Raw genomic sequence first — 16744 nt, forward strand, 5'->3', positions numbered from 1 at the left:
GACGCCTGCAAGGACCACCCACCAGCATCGGCAAGCCCCCGACCAGCGTCGCCAAGCGGCTCACCCCGCGCGCCGCCCTACGGAGCCAGCAGCGACCACGGCTCGATCGCCGGAGCCGCCGCCTGCCCCTCAGGACAGCTCCGCCGAAAATCGCACCACTGACACTGCCGCCCGGTCACCGCCGGAAACAGGATCTCCTGGTCCCCACCGGCCTTCAGCGTCTCCGTGGCCAGGTCGATCTCGTCCGCGGCCTCCTCGGCCCGCCGCACGTGCCGCGCCAGCGACTCCTCCGTGTGCTCCCACACCGCCACCGACCCGGACGGCAGGTGGTGCAGCTCGACCCGCCTGCACGGCTTGCGCAACGTCCGGCGCGCCGCCAGCGCGTACAGCGCCAACGCCTGCGAGCCGCGGGCATCGTCGGAGGTCAGGACGTGCCGGCCGGTCTTGTAGTCGACGATCACCAGCTCGCCGTCGCGGTAGTCGATCCGGTCGACCCGGCCCTCGGCCACGATCCGCTCGGTCGGCGACGACACCCAGCGCTCCACGCCGAGCGGCTCGAAGGCCACGTCCAGCGACGACACGTAGTCGTGCACCCAGCCGCCGGCTCGCGCCCGGTACTCGGCGGCCTGGTCTACGTCGCGGAAACCCTCGGACTTCCACTGCCGGTTCACGAGAGCCACGGCCTGCTCGGGCGTGCGGCGGTCGGCGGGCAGGTCGAACAGCGCCTTGAGAGCGTTGTGCACCACCGCACCCAGGGTGTTGTGCGCCCAGGCACCACCCCGCGGTGGCGACGGGCGGTCCAAGTACGTCATCCGGAAGCGGCGTGGGCAGTCGGTCCACGTCGCGAGCTTCGCGGGCGTCACGCGCACGAGCCGGCGGGGTGCCGCGGTGCCGAAGTCGAAGCCGAGTTGTTCCACCCAGCCAACGCTACCGAGGCACCCTGACAGAAAATGAAGCGCATGGAGATCTGGCACAACCCCCGCTGCTCCAAGAGCCGCGCCGCCAAGCAACGCCTCGACGACGAGGGCGTCGAGTACACCGAACGCCGCTACCTCGACGACGCCCCCACCGCCGAAGAGCTCGACCACGTCCTCACGCTGCTCGGCAAGGAGCCGTGGGAGATCGCGCGCACCAAGGAACCGGCCTACCCCAAGCTCCTGGAACACGACCGCGCCAAGTGGATCGCGCACATGGTCGAGAACCCGAGCCTCATCGAGCGCCCCATCATCATCGACGGCGACAAGGCGCACATCGAACGCTAGACACCAGCGGTGATGAAGCCCTGCACCGAAGACGCGACCAGCTGCACGGCGATCGCGGCCAGCAGCAGACCGGCGATCTTGGCCATCAGCAGGATCCCGCTCTCCTTGAACACCTTGATCAGCAGCCCGGCGGACCGCAACGTCCCCAGCAGCACCAGGTGCACGGCCACGATCGCCGCGGCCAGAGCGAAGTAGGAACCCCAGGCACCGTCCGCCTGGCGCACGAACACGATCGTCGCGGCGATGGCACCGGGTCCGGCCAGCAGTGGTGTCCCCAGCGGCACCAGCGCGATGTTGACGTCCTCGACCTCGGGGTGGTTGGTCGCGCCCTTGCCGGTCAGCAGGTCCAGGGCGATCAGCAACAGCAGCAGCCCGCCCGCGCCCTGCAGCGCCGGGATGCCGATGTGCATATAAGCCAGGATCGAGTTGCCCGCGACGGCGAACAGCGTGATCACCAGGAACGACACCAGCACGCCCTGCCGCGCCGCCGACTTCCGCGCGTCCCGCGACTTGCGCCCGACCAGCCCCAGGAACACGGGCACGGTGCCGGGCGGATCCATGATCACCAACAGCGTGATCGAAGCCTCGATGAACAGTCGCAGGTTGAACATGGTCACCTATCCCACGAGGATCTTCTCGCCGGTCGCCCGCGCGGCCAAAGCATCCAGCATTTCCGGCGCCGTCGTCTCCGCGCCGAGCCGCACAGTCTTGTTCGTGCCGTGGTAGTCACTCGACCCGGTGACGATCAGCCCGAGCTCGTCGGCCAGCAGACGCAACGACCGCCGCGTCTCGAGATCCTGGTCGGGGTGGTCCACCTCGACGCCGGCCAGGCCGACTGAAGTCAGCGACCGCACGACCGCCGGCGCCACGACGGGGCCGCGGGAGTGGGCGAAGGGATGCGCCAGCACGGTGACACCGCCGGCCTCGGTGATCATCTCGATCGCGCGCTCGACGGGCGTGTCCGTGCGGCCCACGTAGTACTGCCCGCCGGTCAGGAACGTCGCGAACGCCTCGTCGACGGACGACACCACGCCGGCGCGGATCAACGCCTGCGCGAGGTGGGGGCGTCCGGCGGGCGCGTCGAAGGGCAGCCGGGACATCAGGTCGACCGGGTCGATCGGGAACCCGTCGGCCTGCATCATCTCGGCCATCTTCTGCAGCCGGTGCCTGCGCTCCTCGCGCAGGCGGGACTGCTCCTTCATCAACATGGCGTGCGTCGGGTCGTACAGGTACGCCAGCAGATGAACGGTGATGGTGCGGCCGTAGCCGTCGGGCGACGAGCACGACAGCTCGGCACCACGCACAAGCCGCAGGCCAGGAGGCAATGCGGCAGCCGCCTCGGCCCACCCGGCCGCCGTGTCGTGGTCGGTGAGCGCCACCGCGTCGAGCCCGGCTCGCGCCGCCGCCTTCACCAGTTCGGCAGGGCTGTCGGTGCCGTCGGACTCGGACGAATGGGTGTGCAGATCAATGACCACGTCGTCCAGTGTGGACGACGACCCTGTGTGGCCGGGCTACGGGACCATCTTCTTCCCGCGCGCCGCCCGCTGGGCCTTGATCATCGAGAACCGCTCGGCCTGTGCCTTCTTGTCACCGAAGGTCAGCTCCGAGATGGCGTCGTACACCTCTTCGGGGTCCGGCAGGAACTCCAGGCGGTTCAGCGCCTGGATCTGACCGGCCGACTCCACGATCAGCGTGCCGTAGCCGAGCATGCGCCCGCCCACGGTCCGCTCATAGGTGAGGTCGGTGACCTTGCTGATGGGCATCATCGCGACCTTGGTCTCGAAGACGCCCGAGGTCAGCATGAACCTCTTGTCGGTGACGACGATGCGCTCGACCCACCACTCGATGATGAAGTAGGCGAGCCGCAGCAGCACCAGCAGCCCGCCGTACCACAGCACGTTCTGGATCACGCCGGCGTTCTCGGGGACCAGGTACGAGATCATCATGAAGCCGGCGAGCAGCGCCGCCGCTTCGAGCACGTCCCAGATCAGGTAGGACCAGTGCCTGCGCACCCGGATGACCCGACGCTCGCTCGACAGCAGGTAGTCGTCTGGATCACGTGGTGCGAACATGCGCTACCAGCCCTTCCCGGTACCAGCCAGTGCCCTGTCCCTGCCCGCCCGCAAAGCCGGGTGAACTAGAACAATTGTCGCACGAAGGTGATCAGGGCCTCAGCCGCAGTTCGCAGCGAGTTGAGAATGTTGGTGACCAGTTGGGCGGCTTGCTGTGGCTCCGCGATCAGGAAGAACAGCAGCAAGGCGATTCCGGCGAAAGTGAGGATCTTCTTCAGGTTCACGGTGTCCACCCCGTCCGCGTTCCGCACCCGTTTGGCGCCGTTCGTGACCGTTGTACAGCACGATTCAGCGCCTTGGGAGATTTGTACCGCAGCCGGGGTAGTCCGCTGCACCGCCGTTCCGGTGTGACTACTCTTCGTGATCGTGACGGTCGGCAGTGAACGCACCATCCGTTGTGTCGGAGCCATCGTGCATGACTCGAACGGGCGACTACTACTCGTGCGACGTGCCAATCCGCCTGGTGAGGGCATGTGGTCGATACCAGGCGGGCGAGTGGAGTCAAAAGAGACCGACGAGGCTGCCGTGACTAGGGAAGTCGCCGAAGAAACGGGACTCTCCGTTACCGTTGGGCGGCTCGTCGGCAGCGTGGAGCGACCGGCCCCGAACGGGGTTTTTTTGATCTTCGACTACGAATGCCAGGTCACGTCGGGTGTGCTCCGAGCGGGCGACGACGCATCGGATGTCACGTGGGCGGACAGTGCGACCTTGGCCACACTTCCGACCACCGACGGCCTCCTGGAAGCGCTTTCCGACTGGAACTGCCTGCCCAGGGCCTGATCAGGGTTCACGCGATCGAGGTCGGCGGTCAGCGCCAAACGAGACGTTGCCCGTGGGCCTCGGTGGTCGCCAGAGTGGTCGTCTCGACGCCTGAGTCACCGACACGGATGAGCCGCAGCTCGCCGCCCTCGTGCGCCGCCCACCAGGCAGGCCTGCCCAAAGCGGACAAGGCGGGCACGAGGTCGAGTCCAGAGCCGCTCGAGATGACCACGAGCGGAGCGTCGATCCCCTCCACCGCCTTGGCGAGGTCCGCGACCGGGTCGCCGGCCACGAGCCGGGGCGGGTTCTTGCGCAGCACCCCGCACGCCACCCCGAACAGCCGCAGCCGTTCCGGTTGGTCGGCCCACACGCACGCCTCGAGCCACGCGTACGCGTCCTCGTCGGTCAGATCGGCGGGTGCCACGCCGATGCCCGCCTTCGCGGCCACCTTGACCGTCTTGGGCAGCTTCGGCAGCACCGCGCCCGGCGCCAGCTCCAGCGCGCAGTGAAGACCCAGCGCCGCCTTGGCGGGCCCGGCGACGAGCTGGCCTGCCTCCGCGGTCTGGTAGCGGTACGAGTACTGGTCGAGCCCGAGCAGCAGGCCCGCGGTCGTCGCGGCCTCCACGAGCCCGATCGGCCCGCCCGCCTGCTTCGCCGCGGCCACGACGGCCGGGTAGAGCAGGGCCGCGCGCCGGACCTCGTTGGTCTGGATCACCTGCGAGCTGACGAGCTTGCGCACGCGTTCGGCGCGCTCCAGGAGGAAGTCCCGGAACAACGGCCAGGTGCTCTCGTCCGCGCCGTAGGTCCCGCCGAGCGACGGGTAGTAGTTCGACAGCTGGTGGAACGGTTCGGCCTGCACGAGCCGATGTGCCGCCGCCAGCAGGAGCTCGCCCGTGGCGTTGTCCTCGCTGGCGGCGGTCAGCAGATCGGCGATCTCCGGATCCTCGGCAGCACGCGACGCGAGGTGCTCGTAGAGCGGCGAAATTCCTTCTGCCTCCTCCGCGAACTCCCGCAAACGTTGCTGTGCCAGGTCCAGAGAAGTCACGTCACTCCTTCGGTTCGGGGCGCCCCGGCTGCTCGCCACCACGAGCGTCACCGTAGGACTTCTTCGGCACCATGACCTTGCGGCGGAAGATGCACACGACCGTGCCGTCCTGCTTGTAGCCGCGAGTCTCCACGTAGACGATGCCCCTGTCGTCCTTCGACTTGGACGGCGTCTTGTCGAGCACCTCGGTCTCGCCGTAGATCGTGTCACCGTGGAACGTCGGCTTCACGTGCCGCAGCGACTCGATCTCCAGGTTGGCGATCGCCTTGCCGGAGACGTCGGGCACGGACATGCCCAGCAGCAACGAGTAGATGTAGTTGCCGACCACGACGTTCTTCTTGAAGTCGGTCGTGTTCTCCGCGTAGTTCACGTCCATGTGGAGCGGGTGGTGATTCATCGTGAGCAGGCAGAACAGGTGGTCGTCGTACTCCGTGACCGTCTTGCCCGGCCAGTGCTTGTAGATCGCTCCGACCTCGAACTCCTCGTAGTACCGACCGAACTGCACCGCGCCTCCAACTACGTGTGATCGAGATCTGACTCAGGTGGGGAGACAGTCTTTACGCGGAGGGAGTACCCTCGGCAACCGGTGTGTGAGGATTTCCACCACCAGTGACTTCGCCCCGAGGAGGTGAGGACCCCTAAATGAGCAAGGACCCCCACCCTGCCAGTACCAAGCGCGTCCTCACCGAGGTGGCCGGCTAGATCGTTCTAGACCGCTCGAGTTTCCCCGGTAGGGACGCCCGTCGTGCTTTTCGTGCACTTGAACGACGTGTGGCCCTGGAGGAACTCACCATGCCCAGCCTGCCCTCGATTCGCGGACGCGGCGCTCAGCAGCGCCCTGCGCCGCACATCTCCGTGCCGTTGTCGCACTACGTGGTCGACTGCGCGGTCTACATCGATGGCAAGCGCTTGCCGGGCCGCTGGACGCACATCGACGCCGTCAAGGAAGTGCGCAAGCGCAAGGACGGTTTCGTCTGGATCGGACTGCACGAGCCCGACGCCGAGCAGATCGAGGGCATCGCGGACACGTTCGGCCTGCACGAGCTCGCGGTGGAGGACGCTGTGCACGCGCACCAGCGGCCGAAGCTCGAGCGGTACGACAACACGCTCTTCATGGTCTTCAAGACCGTCCGCTACGTGACCAACGAGTCCCCCGACACCGCCAACGAGATCGTCGAGTCCGGCGAGATCATGGTGTTCCTGGGCAAGGACTTCGTCATCACCGTGCGGCACGGCAACCACTCCGGGCTTTCCAAGCTGCGCCACGAGATGGAAGAGGACGCGGAGCGCCTGGAGATCGGCCCCGCCGCGGTGCTGCACGCGATCGCGGACCACGTCGTCGACAACTACCTCGAGGTGACCGACCACATCGAGGACGACATCGACCGCATGGAGGAGCGGGTCTTCGCGCCGCGCACCGAGGTGAGCGCGGAGCAGATCTACATGTTCAAGCGCGAGGTCGTGGAGCTGCGCCGCGCGGTGATGCCGCTCGCGAACCCGTTGCGCCGCTTGGCCGAGGGCTACACGCCGCTCATCCCCGAGCAGGTGCGGGCGTTCTTCCGCGACGTCGACGACCACCTCACCGAGGTCTCCGAGCGCGTCACGGCGTTCGACGAGCTGCTGACCACGCTGGTCGACGCGGTGCTCGCGAAGATCACGCTGCAGCAGAACACCGACATGCGCAAGATCACCGCCTGGGTCGCGATCATCTCCGTGCCCACCATGGTCGTCGGCGTGTACGGCATGAACTTCGACTACATGCCCGAGCTGAAGTGGAAGTTCGGCTACCCCCTGGTGATGAGCCTGGTCCTCATCGCCTGCCTCACGCTCTACCGAATATTGCGCCGAAATCGCTGGCTCTAGTCCGATTTCGCTCGCAGAAGTTCGTAGGGAGTCCTTGCCATGACCAGAATCCTCACCAACATCCGCTTCTGGATGCTCGCGTTCCTGCTCTGCTGGATCACCACCGTTTTCGTGCTGATCAGCGGAACTCCCTGACGTGTACGAGCGGCTGACGAACCTCAGGTTCTGGCTGCTGGTGTTCCCGGCCGGCTGGCTGGCGATGGTCTTCGTGTGCATCGCCGCGTGGCCGAATCCTGGCGCGTCGTCACCGGACGAGCTCGCGGCGGACGTGACGAACGCGTTGCGCATGCACGACTACCACAAGCTGCAGCCGTTGCTCGCGGTCGGTGGCGAGGACGTGGCTCGCTCGACGGTCGAGCAGTTCACCGCGGCCGACGTCGACCGCGGCCTCTACCGCGACGGCTCTGTCGTCGTGGAGTTCACGCGCGCCGGTTCGCACGGCGACTTCCGGTTGCCCGTCGAGGAACGCGACGGGCGCTTCGTGGTCAACGCGGTCGTCATTCCCAAGGGGTGACGTTCCAGGTGAACGGCGCGCCGTGACCCGCGCCGTGCCCGAGGTGCAGCGAGATGTCCGCCGGCCAGAGCTTCAGCAACAGCTCGAACCGGTAGCCGTCCGGCGCCTCGTCGGACCGCCGTGACTCGAACACCAGCAGTGCCAACGGTGTCGTGGGAGTGGCCTTCGCGGCCGCGTCGGCGAGCACCGACCGTCCCATCGCCCGGTCGGCGGGCGAGACGTACTGCCACACCACGGAATGCCACACCACCGTGAGCACGTCACGTTCAGCGCGGGCGAGGTGTTTCGCCAGCCATTCCGGGCCGGCGGACCGATCCACCTTCACCGGATCCGTCGCGGCGAGGTCCAGCGCGTCTCTGAGGCGGTTCAACCGGTCGACCTGGTCCGCCCAGACGAACGAGCTGAGGTGCAGCCGTCCATCCTCTGTGGACACGTCGACCGGCGTGAGGTCGCAGCCCGCCCGTCCGACGACGCGCAACCGGTGGCTGAGGTCGGCGGGCGGCCTGCCGGTCCACTGCGGGTCGAAGACGAGAAGGCTGTCCGGGTCGCCGAGCACGGTGCCGTCGTCGAGCCGGTAGCCGACGTGGTGCGGGCGCAGGTTCAGCCCGCCGCTCGCACCGACCTCCAGCAACCGCACGCAGAACGGCACGGTCCGGCCCGCGGCCTTCGCGGCCTCCTGCGCGGCGACCATCAGGCCGCCGTAGAGGGGTGCGCTGCGGGCGGGTTCGTTGGTCTGGACGGTCGTGGCCTGCACGCGTTGGCGCAGGAGGTCCGCGTGCTCGTTGAGGGCGGGCAGCGCGTCTTCCCACAGCGTCTCGAGGTTCGGCTGGCCTCCGACGGACGGGTAGTGCTTCGCGAGGCCGGGCGCGCGGCCTTCGAGCACGAGGCGGTGCACGGCGCCCGCGAACCGCAGGCCGGGCATCGTGCCGTCCCGGTCGCGTGCGGAGCCCGCCATGATCTTGGTCGTGACGCCGCCTCTGCCGAGATCGGCGGCAGCGTCCTCGATGAGTCGTTGAGTCAGCGGACTGCGGTCGCGGGGTGCGCGCGCGTCCGCGGCGAACAGCTCGGCCAGCACACCGTTGACGCTAGTGGGCGCACTGTCCCGCGTCATCCGGGGAAAGCTTAATTACGCTGCTGGTATGCCCAGGATCCTGGCGGTGGCAGACGAAGTGGTCGAGCAGCTGTGGACTGATCAGGTGTACCAGCATTCGGGCGTCGACCTGATCGTGGCGGCGGGCGACCTCCCGTTCGACTACCTGGAGTTCCTGGCCAACGCGCTGGACAAGCCGCTCGTGTTCGTCCCCGGCAACCACGACGTCGACCTGTCCGGTTACTCGAACGTGCGCGGCCTGTGGACCAAGGCGGGCGTCCCGGTGCGCTGGCCAGGTCCAACCGGTGCGGTGAACGCCGACGAACGCGTGGTCGACGTCGCCGGCCTGCGCATCGCGGGTCTGGGTGGTTCGATCCGCTACAACAAGGGCCCGAACCAGTGGACGGAACGGCAGCAGGCCCGCCGCGCCCGCCGGGTGTCCCGGCTGGCCGGATGGCGACGGCTGCGGGACGGACGTGGCGTGGACGTGCTGCTGACCCACTCACCGCCGTTGGGGTGCGGCGACGAACCCGACGCGCCGCACCGGGGGTTCGCCTGCCTCGACTCGCTCGTGTCGCGGTTGCGGCCTTCGCTCATGCTGCACGGCCACATCCATCCGCACGGCCACCCGCGGCCGGACCGCGTTCTGGGCTCGACGCGCCTGGTGAACGTGGTTCCGTACAAGGTGCTGGACATCTCGGGGGTTCGCGATGAAACGTGACACCGGTTTTCCCGTCGCCGACGCCGAGAGCGACTTCCTGCGGGTCAGACGCCGCCAGGTGATGTCGCGGCTGGCCGCCTGGCTGCGCCGCGAGCCCGACGACGTGAACATCATGCTGCCTTTCCACGAGGTCGTGGAGGCCCTCGGCATGGTGTCCGAGAAGCGCCTGGGCCTGCAGACCATCCGGCTGGACTCGATCGTGGGCAGCGTCGACCGCACCCGCGACTTCGACCGCCGCTTCCGCCCCACCTCCGGCAGGGTCCGCGAGAGGTGGCAACGCCTGGCGCTGGCCGCCCGGCGCGGTGAGAGCGTGCCGCCGATCGAGGTGTACCGGATCGGTGAGCTGCACTTCATCATCGACGGGCATCACCGGGTGTCGGTGGCGCACGCGCTGGGCCTGTCGACGATCGACGCGTACGTGACCCAGGTGATCACCCGGATCAACGCCGCCGGGATCCGGTACCGCGGCGACCTGATCGTGAAGGACTACCGGCGGTTGTTCCTGGAACGGGTGCCGTTGAGCGGTGAGGCCCGTGCCGCGGTCGTGCTGTCGGACCCCTGGGACTACGCCGAACTCGGTGAGCACGTCGAGGCCTGGGGGTTCCGGCTGATGCAGGACTCGGGCTCCTTCCTGGACCGGGGCGAGGTCGCGCGGCGGTGGTACTCCGAGGAGTACAAGCCCGTCGTGGCGATGTTGCGGCAGGCGGACATGATCGGGGATCGGACCGAGACCGAGGCCTACATGTGGGTGGCCGCTGAGCGGTACCGGTTGATCCGCACGCACCGGTGGGACGCCGAGGTGATCAACGCCGTGCGCGAGGAAACCCAGTCGCACGGCCGAAGTCACCGTTAGTTTGTCAGAGCCGACCTCGGTTCGAACCAGTCAACGGACCGGTCGGAGCTGAGGCACGGCCTACGCGACCAGAAGAGGCGAAAGGGGCCCTCGGTCGTGGTCGGTTCCGTTGCCCGATGGAACACCTCCGCTGACCGTCCCGATGGCTGAGCCCGACGCGGAAACTCAGTCGCACGGCCGAGGTCACCGCGGCTAGCGTGCGCCGGTGACCGATCTTGCTCAAGACCTCGTGACAGCCCGCCTGATTCTGCGTCCCTGGGACGGCCTCGACGTCAAGGCCGTGGTGGAGGGCGAGCGCCGGCCTTCGTGGGCCGCCGACTTCCCCTCCGAGGGCGACACCGTGATCGCCGGCGTCATCGCGGACAACCCGGCGTGGCTCTCGCCGTTCGGGCATCGCCTGATCATCGAGCGCGACACGGCTGAAGTTGTGGGGTCTCTGGGCCTGTTCTGGCCTCCTTCCGATGGTCGTGTCGAGATCGGCTACGGCGTGGTGCCGTCACGCCAGGGCCGCGGCTACGCCTCCGAGGCCACCGCGGCGCTGACCTCGTTCGCGCTGTCGCTGGACGACGTCGACACCGTGCACGCCAACGTCGAGCCCGCTAACCCGGCCTCCGCGCGCGTGCTGGAGAAGGCGGGCTTCACCCAGTCCGGCGGCACCGACGAGCTGCTCAGCTACGAGCGCCGCTGACCGGTCCGAACTCGCGTTCGAGCACCTCTGGCCAGTCGTAGTTGGCCAGGCCGCCGTTCATCAGCACGTCACGCCAGTCCACCGCACTCAGCTCGACGGCCTGCCACAACCTCTCGACGCTGCCCTCCGCCATCAGCACGAGGGCCGCGTGAACGCGCTCCACCTCCTGGCCGCCGGTCTCGGCCAAAGCGAGCGCGCCGAGAGCCTCGGGCGCCGCGGCACCGAAGTCGCGGCCGACACGCGCCGCGACCCGCTCGGACACGCTCATCGCGGTACCACCCGCGGGGCGTCCGGGGCGTCCGGTAGCGGCCGCGCCTGGTCCAGCACCTCGTCGGTGTACTTGTCGAGCAACCGGGTGCCGATCTGTTGCGCGTAGCCGAAGATGACCGCCCACAGCAGCAGCGCGGCAGCCGAAGGTATCCCGATCAACCCGCTCGTGACCCCGGCTCCCAGCGCGAGAATCCCGACCACCGCGAGGGCCGCGCCGAGCATGATCTTGATCAGCGCCTGGTAGCCGATCATCACGTACGGCGAGAGCGATGGCCGGCGGCGTAAGAGCAGCACCACCGCGGCCAGCACGGCGCCGAACGAGCCGAGCACCTGCACCAGCCACACGTCCACGCCGGTCGCCTTCGCGGTGCCGCCGGGGCAGACCGTCGGCAGCGCGTTCTCCTTGGGGTCGACGCAAAGGGGGATGATCCCCGGCTTCACGATGCCGACGACACCCAGCACCGTGTTGATGACGAACAGCACCAGCGACGCCGCGATCAGCTTGTTGCGCAACGCCCGCGAGCCGGCGTGGGCGAAGTCCGAGTTGTCGTAGGCGGCCCGCAGCGCGTCCACGACGATCGCGCGCTCGACCGCGGGCGTGAACTCCCCCGGCCGCAACGCTTCCAGGGCCCGGCGCCGCGGATCGTCCTCGTCCAGGTACTGCGCCACTCTCGCCTGCAAACCCGGCAGCCGCCCCATGAACCCGCGCTCGGCCGAGATCGTCGCCACCTCGGCCTCGTGCAGGGCGCGCCAGGCGCGTTCGATGTACCAGCCCGACCACCACGACGGCACCCTGCTCCACCACGGCTCCCGGTCGCTGAGCATCGCGTCCACCACCGCCGCCTGCTCCACGGCCGTGCGCCGCCACACGTCACCCTCGGGATCGACCGGATCGGACGGGCCGAGCGCGGCCAGATCCGCGCGGACCCGGTCCAACCGGGACTGCACGACGAGTCGCCAGTCGGTGACTCTGGGTTTGCGCTCAGCCATGTCCCGATGGTGACAGCAGGGTCTGACAATTTCCGCAGCCATCCGTGTGACGTGCTAAAACGACCTGAACTTCGCGTACTCCAGCGGATCGTCGTGCTTCCCGAACCGGCACAGCCCAGGCGTCACCAACCGCCCCCGCAGCCACTCCAGCACCGTGTCCGCCAGCTTTCCGGCCAACGCCGGCCCCTGATCGGCGTGCCGCGGCGCGAAGATCAACGGCCACTCGTCGGGCTCACCCGACGTGAGCCACCCGAACTGGTCGCCGTCGTTCGAGTCACCGAACGGCAGGAACCCGCCGGGCTCCGGCCACAGCGGCACCGGGTGGAACTCGGGAAACTCCGCCCGCAGCTGCCGGTTCGCGTCGAGCGCGCCCTCCGAGGAGTCCACCATCCCGTGCGGGTCCAACGGCGTCCACAACCGCAACCATCCCGCGAACTCCCCACCGCCGTAGCACTCCATCAACGCCACGTAGTCCGACGGCAGACGCGTGCCCAACTCGCCGTACAACCACTCCCACGAGAGTCCACCGAGATTCGGCTTCGCAGGCGGCACAACGAGACCGCGCAACGCCGAAAGCCCAGTCCCCTCAACGAGTGCGCGCTTGCGAGCGGCCGAGACGTCGACGGCCGGCGGCGGCGTCCACGGCCGGGCCAGCGGGAGGAATGCCGTGCGCACCGCCGTCGCGGGCAGCACCCCCAACGCGGGCAACGCCTTGACCACCACCGTTTCCAGCAGCTCCGACAACGTCATCCCGTAGTCGTGCCAGCCCGTGTCGTGGTCGAAGCACACCACCGGCGACCCTGCCTTGGAGGTGTCCCAGAACAGGTAGCCGCCACCCCGAGTCGCACCCCACGGCACCAGGTGCCGCGGCGCGTCGGCGACGGACCGCGTCTGCTTGACCCACGCGCCCCAGTCGAAGCTTCCAGCTTGCACGCACGGCACGTGCAGCCAGACGAACTCACCGATGTCCAGAGGCCCGTGCTCCGACGCGATGGCCTTGTAATCAGCCGGCAACGACACCCCGAGCCACTTCTCCACCGAATCCCAGTCGACCGGCACAGGCTTCCCAGCGAACTCCATCAGCACATCGTTTCACATACGCTTGCGCTTATATACGCCCTCAGTTATGTTCAACGCCGTGGACGTCTTCGAAGCCGTCGCCGAACCCAACCGCCGCCACCTGCTGGGCCTGCTGGCCGAACGCGACCGCACCGCGGGCGAACTGGTCGACAGCCTGCCTGCCCTGACCCAGCCCGCCGTGTCCCGCCACCTCCGCGTCCTGCGCGAGGTGGGCCTGGTCGAGGTCCGCCCGGACGGCCAGCGCCGCATCTACGCGCTGAAACCCGATGGCCTGCAACGCATAGACGACTGGATCACCCCGTACCGCCGCTTCTGGCGCGACCACCTCGCCGCCCTGCAACAGCACCTGGAGAACCGATGAACGACCTCGGCACCGTGACGCTCGACGGCGACCACGCCGTCCTCACCTTCCAGCGCAAGCTGCCGTTCCCGATCGACCGCGTCTGGGCCGCGATCACCGACCCCGCGGAGCGCGCACAGTGGTTCGGCGCAACGCAGATCGCGAACGGCGAGATCGTCATCGAGCCCGACGACCCGCCCGCTCCGCCGGAGGCCAAGCGCGTGACGGGCCGCATTCTCACCTGGCAGCCACCGGAGGACGGTCGCGCCGTCCTCGAACACGAGTGGCAGCAACGAATCGTGGAGGACAGCGTGGTCCGCTACGAGCTCACAGCGGAAGGCGACGAGACCCTGCTCCAGTTCACCCATCGTGGACTGTCCGAACGCAACGCACTCGGCTTCGTCCCCGGCACGCACGCGTTCCTCGACCGGTTGCGGGCGCACCTGAACGGCGAAGAACTGCCCGGCTGGAGCGAGCGCTATGCCGAGGTGGCACCGGCCTACCCGGCCTGGAAGTGAACGCTCACCTCCACTTGCGAGCGTCCGGATCCCACTCTTCCAGGAGGTCTCCGCCGGCCAGCGGATCCACGAACTCGATCACGGCCGCAACGACGTCCGCGAAACTGTCGGGCAGGTGGTCCGCATCCGGTCCGAGACGCTTCTTGAACGCTGAATAGGCCTGCTGACGCAACTTCCCGAGATCACCGATCACCGCGGACAGCGGCTGCACGTCGACGCCGCGATGGCGAGTCGTCGCATCCAGAGCCGACCGGGCGGACACGTACGACACCGCGTGTTTTCCGGTCAGCGTGTAGAGATCCGCGTAGTCGCGAACCCTCGTGTTCGCATCCCGGAGCGCGATGGCCGTGCTGGTCTTCTCCGCCAGAACCGTCTCGATCGGATACCCGAGCACGGGCACCGGAGCAACCCCGGGCCGCTGCGACGGCAGATCGAGCAGCTGGGGCGCGGGGATCACCGGGTCGCCGAAGTTGATGTCCAGCTTGAGTTTCACGCTCGCGGTGGAGATGCGGCAGCTCATGCTGATCCGCACACCCGTGTAGAAGTCGTCGTCGCGGATCGACTGCGAGGTGACCGTGTCGACCAGGAACTCCACGCCGTCGTCGGGTTCCAGTTCGACGCCGGCCACCTCCACGATCCGCGCGACAACGGTCTCCTCGTCATTGGCGAGGTTCCGGGCGAGCAGGTCCGCGTCGGCGGTCGGCCGGCGTGCGTCGAACACCGCGAGAAGCACGCCTCCCTTCAACACAAAGTCACCCGTGTGTCGGGAGGCGGCCAGGCGAGCGAGCCACCGCTCCAACACGTACAGCGTCTGCAGTTCCTGGGTCGGGCGTCGCTCACGGCGCGCCCGGTTCTGGAGGTCGAGATAGGCACGACCACCGGGCGTGGTTCTGGTCGGCCGGCTCACTCAGCGATCACCGCATCCACCGCGGCACGTACCGGCCCGAGAACACCGAGCTCCCGAGCGAACGCGACCACCTGAGCAGGTCGTGCGCCACGCCGCAGCAGATACCGGCGCAACGCGGAGAGAGCCAGCGGCTCACCGAGCCTGCCTCGCATCCTCATGAGGTCAACAACTGTCCTTTCGGCGTCGTAGATGCGCACGTTCTCGCCCGGCGCCGCCTCCACCGCGGTGAGCCCTAGGTCGAAGGTGGTGGAACTGAAACGAAAGACCTCGGTCGGCGGGTAGTCGATACGAGGCGGCCGCTGGCCACGCGGAACCGCGATCTGGATCTCCCGTGGGATCTCGTCGGTGAGATCGTGAACCTCAGCGGCCGACACGCAGCACACGACCGCGAGCGGCGCCCGCACCGACACCGCGAGCAGATCGGGCCACGTCGGAGCCGGCGCGTCCGCTTTGCGGAAGACACCCCTGGAGAGCTCGATCAGATCGCCCTCGTCACGAAGGCGGTACAGGTCGCGAAAGTGCAGGCCGGCCCTGTTCGCCTGGCTCGTGGTGAACGTGTTCGGCAACGCCTGCAAAGCTCCCATGGATAGAAGTGTTGCCAGGTTGAGCTGATCTGGCAACACTTCTATCCACCAATCAGGCGGTCTGCGGAGGCTCCACCAGCGCACGGAGCCGGGGAGGCATCCTCTTCTCCAACCCGTACGGTTCGAGGTGGGCCTGCAGCACGCCCGTGAACGCCCGCTCCACCGAAGCGGTGTCCCAGTTGTCGCTCTCCAGGATCGGCTGCTTGAAGTACGGCTGCCCCACGATGTGCAGCTGGCGGCCGTTGCACCGGATGACCTGGCCGGTGATGCCCTCGGAGCGGTCCGAGAGCAGGAACAGCACGAGCGGCGCCACCTTGCCCGGCGTCCGGTCGGCCGGAATGGCGCGCAGTGAACGTTCCGACTTCCACACCATCCGCGTGTGCGCGACCGGGCACACGGCGTTCACGCGGATGCCTTCCGACTCCAGGTCGAGCGCCCAGGAGTAGCTCAGCGAGGCCACCGCGCCCTTGGTCGCCGAATAGGTGGCGAGTTTGCGCTGACCGAAGGAGGCACCGGACGAAATGTTGATGATGGAGCCACCACCAAAGCCGCGCATCGCCCGCATCGCCGCGATTCCGACGTAGATGACGCCGAGGACGTTCACCTCGACGACGTGCTTGATCGTCTCGGGGTCGTCTTCCCACGGCGCGGTCTCGTAGTTCAGGCCCGCGTTGTTCACGAGGCCGTCGATGCGGCCGAATTCGTCGACGCACAGGTCGACGATCTTGGCCGCCTCGCTCGGGTCGGCGACGGTGTGGCTCGAGGCCACGGCGCGGCCTCCGTAGCCCCTGATGTGCTCCGCGACCCGTTCTGCCAGGTCACCGTCGTTGTCGTTGACCACCACCGATGCACCCGCGAGGGCAGCGTGCATCGCGTAGGCCTCGCCCAGGCCGCGACCCGCCCCCGTGATGACGACCGCTTTACCGTCCAGGATCCCCATTGCACGCTCTCTCTCATCACTCGGCGGCGGTTCCCCGGAACCCCCCTGATGGTCCTGTACCCGCCTTCGACAAGCGTGCGGACCAACCGAAGCGGCGCAGTACATGTTTCGATGAGACGTCGCTGCCGAGCGCCCAATGGCGAACCGACTTCGGCCCGGCAGATGACCCGGACTAATCGGCCCCTCCGAAACCAGGCCTTTAGCCCTAATCCGAACGAGTGACAAAAGAGGCCGCCTTCCCGTGCGGG

At 68.1% G+C, this 16744-nt stretch carries 23 protein-coding genes; 9 read left to right on the forward strand and 14 right to left on the reverse strand.

Going from position 1 to position 16744, the window contains the following annotated elements; all coding sequences use genetic code 11:
- Positions 1-77: 77 nt before the first annotated feature.
- Positions 78-917, reverse strand: a complete 840-nt coding sequence (locus tag ABZ345_RS30665) for a PD-(D/E)XK nuclease family protein (RefSeq protein ID WP_359856211.1) — start codon at positions 915-917, stop codon at positions 78-80.
- Between the two features lie 33 nt (positions 918-950).
- Here ABZ345_RS30665 and ABZ345_RS30670 point away from each other — a divergent pair, with 33 nt between their 5' ends.
- Positions 951-1262 carry an ArsC/Spx/MgsR family protein gene (locus ABZ345_RS30670; protein ID WP_359856213.1) on the forward strand — a complete coding sequence of 104 codons (312 nt, stop codon included), beginning with the start codon at positions 951-953 and terminating at the stop codon, positions 1260-1262.
- Here ABZ345_RS30670 and ABZ345_RS30675 read toward each other — a convergent pair.
- From ABZ345_RS30675 to ABZ345_RS30690, 4 genes are all read right to left on the reverse strand, one after another.
- On the reverse strand, positions 1259-1873 hold the full coding sequence (locus ABZ345_RS30675) for a MarC family protein (RefSeq protein ID WP_359856215.1): 615 nt from the start codon (positions 1871-1873) through the stop codon (positions 1259-1261). The two genes, ABZ345_RS30670 and ABZ345_RS30675, sit on opposite strands and share 4 nt — an antisense overlap.
- A 6-nt stretch (positions 1874-1879) precedes the next feature.
- Positions 1880-2746 (reverse strand): PHP domain-containing protein, encoded by an 867-nt coding sequence (locus tag ABZ345_RS30680; RefSeq protein ID WP_359856427.1) that lies wholly within the window; start codon positions 2744-2746, stop codon positions 1880-1882.
- Positions 2747-2773: 27 nt separating this feature from the next.
- Positions 2774-3334 (reverse strand): PH domain-containing protein, encoded by a 561-nt coding sequence (locus tag ABZ345_RS30685; protein WP_359856217.1) that lies wholly within the window; start codon positions 3332-3334, stop codon positions 2774-2776.
- Positions 3335-3399: 65 nt separating this feature from the next.
- Positions 3400-3558: a hypothetical protein gene (locus ABZ345_RS30690; RefSeq protein ID WP_167971300.1), complete on the reverse strand. Its 159-nt coding sequence runs from the start codon at positions 3556-3558 to the stop codon at positions 3400-3402.
- Between the two features lie 136 nt (positions 3559-3694).
- On the opposite strand from ABZ345_RS30690, the gene ABZ345_RS30695 reads away from it, so the two are divergent.
- Positions 3695-4114 (forward strand): NUDIX domain-containing protein, encoded by a 420-nt coding sequence (locus tag ABZ345_RS30695; protein WP_359856220.1) that lies wholly within the window; start codon positions 3695-3697, stop codon positions 4112-4114.
- Positions 4115-4142: 28 nt separating this feature from the next.
- On the opposite strand, the gene ABZ345_RS30700 is transcribed toward ABZ345_RS30695, so the two are convergent.
- Entirely contained in the window at positions 4143-5138 is a 996-nt protein-coding gene (locus ABZ345_RS30700) for a DUF2332 domain-containing protein (protein ID WP_359856222.1), read from the reverse strand.
- A gap of 1 nt (position 5139) precedes the next feature.
- A complete protein-coding gene (locus ABZ345_RS30705; RefSeq protein ID WP_359856225.1) occupies positions 5140-5643 on the reverse strand; it encodes a MaoC family dehydratase in 504 nt (167 codons plus the stop codon).
- Positions 5644-5930: 287 nt separating this feature from the next.
- Between ABZ345_RS30705 and corA the strand changes: the two genes are divergently transcribed.
- Entirely contained in the window at positions 5931-7001 is a 1071-nt protein-coding gene (corA, locus tag ABZ345_RS30710; protein WP_359856228.1) for a magnesium/cobalt transporter CorA, read from the forward strand.
- Between the two features lie 136 nt (positions 7002-7137).
- Positions 7138-7515 carry a hypothetical protein gene (locus ABZ345_RS30715; RefSeq protein WP_359856231.1) on the forward strand — a complete coding sequence of 126 codons (378 nt, stop codon included), beginning with the start codon at positions 7138-7140 and terminating at the stop codon, positions 7513-7515.
- Here the strand turns inward: ABZ345_RS30715 and ABZ345_RS30720 are convergent.
- Positions 7499-8626, reverse strand: coding sequence for a DUF2332 domain-containing protein (locus ABZ345_RS30720; protein ID WP_359856234.1), 1128 nt, complete (start codon positions 8624-8626; stop codon positions 7499-7501). The genes ABZ345_RS30715 and ABZ345_RS30720 overlap by 17 nt on opposite strands.
- Before the next feature lie 28 nt (positions 8627-8654).
- On the opposite strand from ABZ345_RS30720, the gene ABZ345_RS30725 reads away from it, so the two are divergent.
- The 3 genes from ABZ345_RS30725 (at position 8655) to ABZ345_RS30735 (ending at position 10867) form a co-directional block, all read left to right on the forward strand.
- A complete protein-coding gene (locus ABZ345_RS30725) occupies positions 8655-9326 on the forward strand; it encodes a metallophosphoesterase (RefSeq protein ID WP_359856237.1) in 672 nt (223 codons plus the stop codon).
- Positions 9316-10179, forward strand: a complete 864-nt coding sequence (locus tag ABZ345_RS30730; RefSeq protein WP_359856240.1) for a chromosome partitioning protein ParB — start codon at positions 9316-9318, stop codon at positions 10177-10179. The genes ABZ345_RS30725 and ABZ345_RS30730 overlap by 11 nt, the downstream gene beginning before the upstream one ends.
- Before the next feature lie 205 nt (positions 10180-10384).
- On the forward strand, positions 10385-10867 hold the full coding sequence (locus tag ABZ345_RS30735) for a GNAT family N-acetyltransferase (RefSeq protein WP_359856243.1): 483 nt from the start codon (positions 10385-10387) through the stop codon (positions 10865-10867).
- On the opposite strand, the gene ABZ345_RS30740 is transcribed toward ABZ345_RS30735, so the two are convergent.
- Genes ABZ345_RS30740 through ABZ345_RS30750 form a run of 3 tightly spaced genes read right to left on the reverse strand, consistent with a single transcriptional unit; the run spans position 10848 to position 13207 of the window.
- Complete coding sequence (locus ABZ345_RS30740) at positions 10848-11135, reverse strand: hypothetical protein (protein WP_359856246.1); 288 nt, start codon at positions 11133-11135, stop codon at positions 10848-10850. The genes ABZ345_RS30735 and ABZ345_RS30740 overlap by 20 nt on opposite strands.
- The gene (locus tag ABZ345_RS30745) at positions 11132-12127 is read right to left on the reverse strand and encodes a hypothetical protein (RefSeq protein WP_359856249.1); all 996 of its coding nucleotides are present in this window, start codon (positions 12125-12127) and stop codon (positions 11132-11134) included. The genes ABZ345_RS30740 and ABZ345_RS30745 overlap by 4 nt, the downstream gene beginning before the upstream one ends.
- Positions 12128-12181: 54 nt before the next feature.
- On the reverse strand, positions 12182-13207 hold the full coding sequence (locus ABZ345_RS30750) for an SMI1/KNR4 family protein (RefSeq protein ID WP_359856252.1): 1026 nt from the start codon (positions 13205-13207) through the stop codon (positions 12182-12184).
- Positions 13208-13265: 58 nt separating this feature from the next.
- Between ABZ345_RS30750 and ABZ345_RS30755 the strand changes: the two genes are divergently transcribed.
- Both ABZ345_RS30755 and ABZ345_RS30760 read left to right on the forward strand, forming a co-directional pair.
- The gene (locus ABZ345_RS30755) at positions 13266-13568 is read left to right on the forward strand and encodes a metalloregulator ArsR/SmtB family transcription factor (protein WP_359856254.1); all 303 of its coding nucleotides are present in this window, start codon (positions 13266-13268) and stop codon (positions 13566-13568) included.
- On the forward strand, positions 13565-14065 hold the full coding sequence (locus ABZ345_RS30760; RefSeq protein WP_359856257.1) for an SRPBCC family protein: 501 nt from the start codon (positions 13565-13567) through the stop codon (positions 14063-14065). Before ABZ345_RS30755 ends, ABZ345_RS30760 begins: the two co-directional genes overlap by 4 nt.
- A 4-nt stretch (positions 14066-14069) precedes the next feature.
- Here ABZ345_RS30760 and ABZ345_RS30765 read toward each other — a convergent pair whose 3' ends face one another.
- From ABZ345_RS30765 to ABZ345_RS30775, 3 genes are read right to left on the reverse strand one after another with little or no spacing between them, the layout of a single operon-like run.
- Positions 14070-14972, reverse strand: a complete 903-nt coding sequence (locus tag ABZ345_RS30765; protein ID WP_359856259.1) for a nucleotidyl transferase AbiEii/AbiGii toxin family protein — start codon at positions 14970-14972, stop codon at positions 14070-14072.
- Positions 14969-15556, reverse strand: a complete 588-nt coding sequence (locus ABZ345_RS30770; protein ID WP_359856262.1) for a type IV toxin-antitoxin system AbiEi family antitoxin domain-containing protein — start codon at positions 15554-15556, stop codon at positions 14969-14971. The genes ABZ345_RS30765 and ABZ345_RS30770 overlap by 4 nt, the downstream gene beginning before the upstream one ends.
- 52 nt (positions 15557-15608) lie before the next feature.
- Positions 15609-16496, reverse strand: coding sequence for an SDR family oxidoreductase (locus tag ABZ345_RS30775; RefSeq protein ID WP_359856265.1), 888 nt, complete (start codon positions 16494-16496; stop codon positions 15609-15611).
- Positions 16497-16744: the final 248 nt, after the last annotated feature.

It is taken from the genome of Lentzea sp. NPDC005914 (assembly GCF_040629405.1).
In the GTDB taxonomy this organism is placed as follows: Bacteria; Actinomycetota; Actinomycetes; order Mycobacteriales; family Pseudonocardiaceae; genus Lentzea.

Bases quoted from the DNA above. Each gene is read 5' to 3' on its own strand.
- ABZ345_RS30685 (WP_359856217.1), bottom strand. From the start codon at position 3,334: ATGTTCGCACCACGTGATCCAGACGACTACCTGCTGTCGAGCGAGCGT.
- ABZ345_RS30670 (WP_359856213.1), top strand. From the start codon at position 951: ATGAAGCGCATGGAGATCTGGCACAACCCCCGCTGCTCCAAGAGCCGC.
- corA (WP_359856228.1), top strand. From the start codon at position 5,931: ATGCCCAGCCTGCCCTCGATTCGCGGACGCGGCGCTCAGCAGCGCCCT.
- ABZ345_RS30725 (WP_359856237.1), top strand. From the start codon at position 8,655: ATGCCCAGGATCCTGGCGGTGGCAGACGAAGTGGTCGAGCAGCTGTGG.
- ABZ345_RS30750 (WP_359856252.1), bottom strand. From the start codon at position 13,207: ATGGAGTTCGCTGGGAAGCCTGTGCCGGTCGACTGGGATTCGGTGGAG.
- ABZ345_RS30770 (WP_359856262.1), bottom strand. From the start codon at position 15,556: ATGGGAGCTTTGCAGGCGTTGCCGAACACGTTCACCACGAGCCAGGCG.
- ABZ345_RS30720 (WP_359856234.1), bottom strand. From the start codon at position 8,626: ATGACGCGGGACAGTGCGCCCACTAGCGTCAACGGTGTGCTGGCCGAG.
- ABZ345_RS30740 (WP_359856246.1), bottom strand. From the start codon at position 11,135: ATGAGCGTGTCCGAGCGGGTCGCGGCGCGTGTCGGCCGCGACTTCGGT.
- ABZ345_RS30745 (WP_359856249.1), bottom strand. From the start codon at position 12,127: ATGGCTGAGCGCAAACCCAGAGTCACCGACTGGCGACTCGTCGTGCAG.
- ABZ345_RS30760 (WP_359856257.1), top strand. From the start codon at position 13,565: ATGAACGACCTCGGCACCGTGACGCTCGACGGCGACCACGCCGTCCTC.
- ABZ345_RS30730 (WP_359856240.1), top strand. From the start codon at position 9,316: ATGAAACGTGACACCGGTTTTCCCGTCGCCGACGCCGAGAGCGACTTC.
- ABZ345_RS30775 (WP_359856265.1), bottom strand. From the start codon at position 16,496: ATGGGGATCCTGGACGGTAAAGCGGTCGTCATCACGGGGGCGGGTCGC.
- ABZ345_RS30675 (WP_359856215.1), bottom strand. From the start codon at position 1,873: ATGTTCAACCTGCGACTGTTCATCGAGGCTTCGATCACGCTGTTGGTG.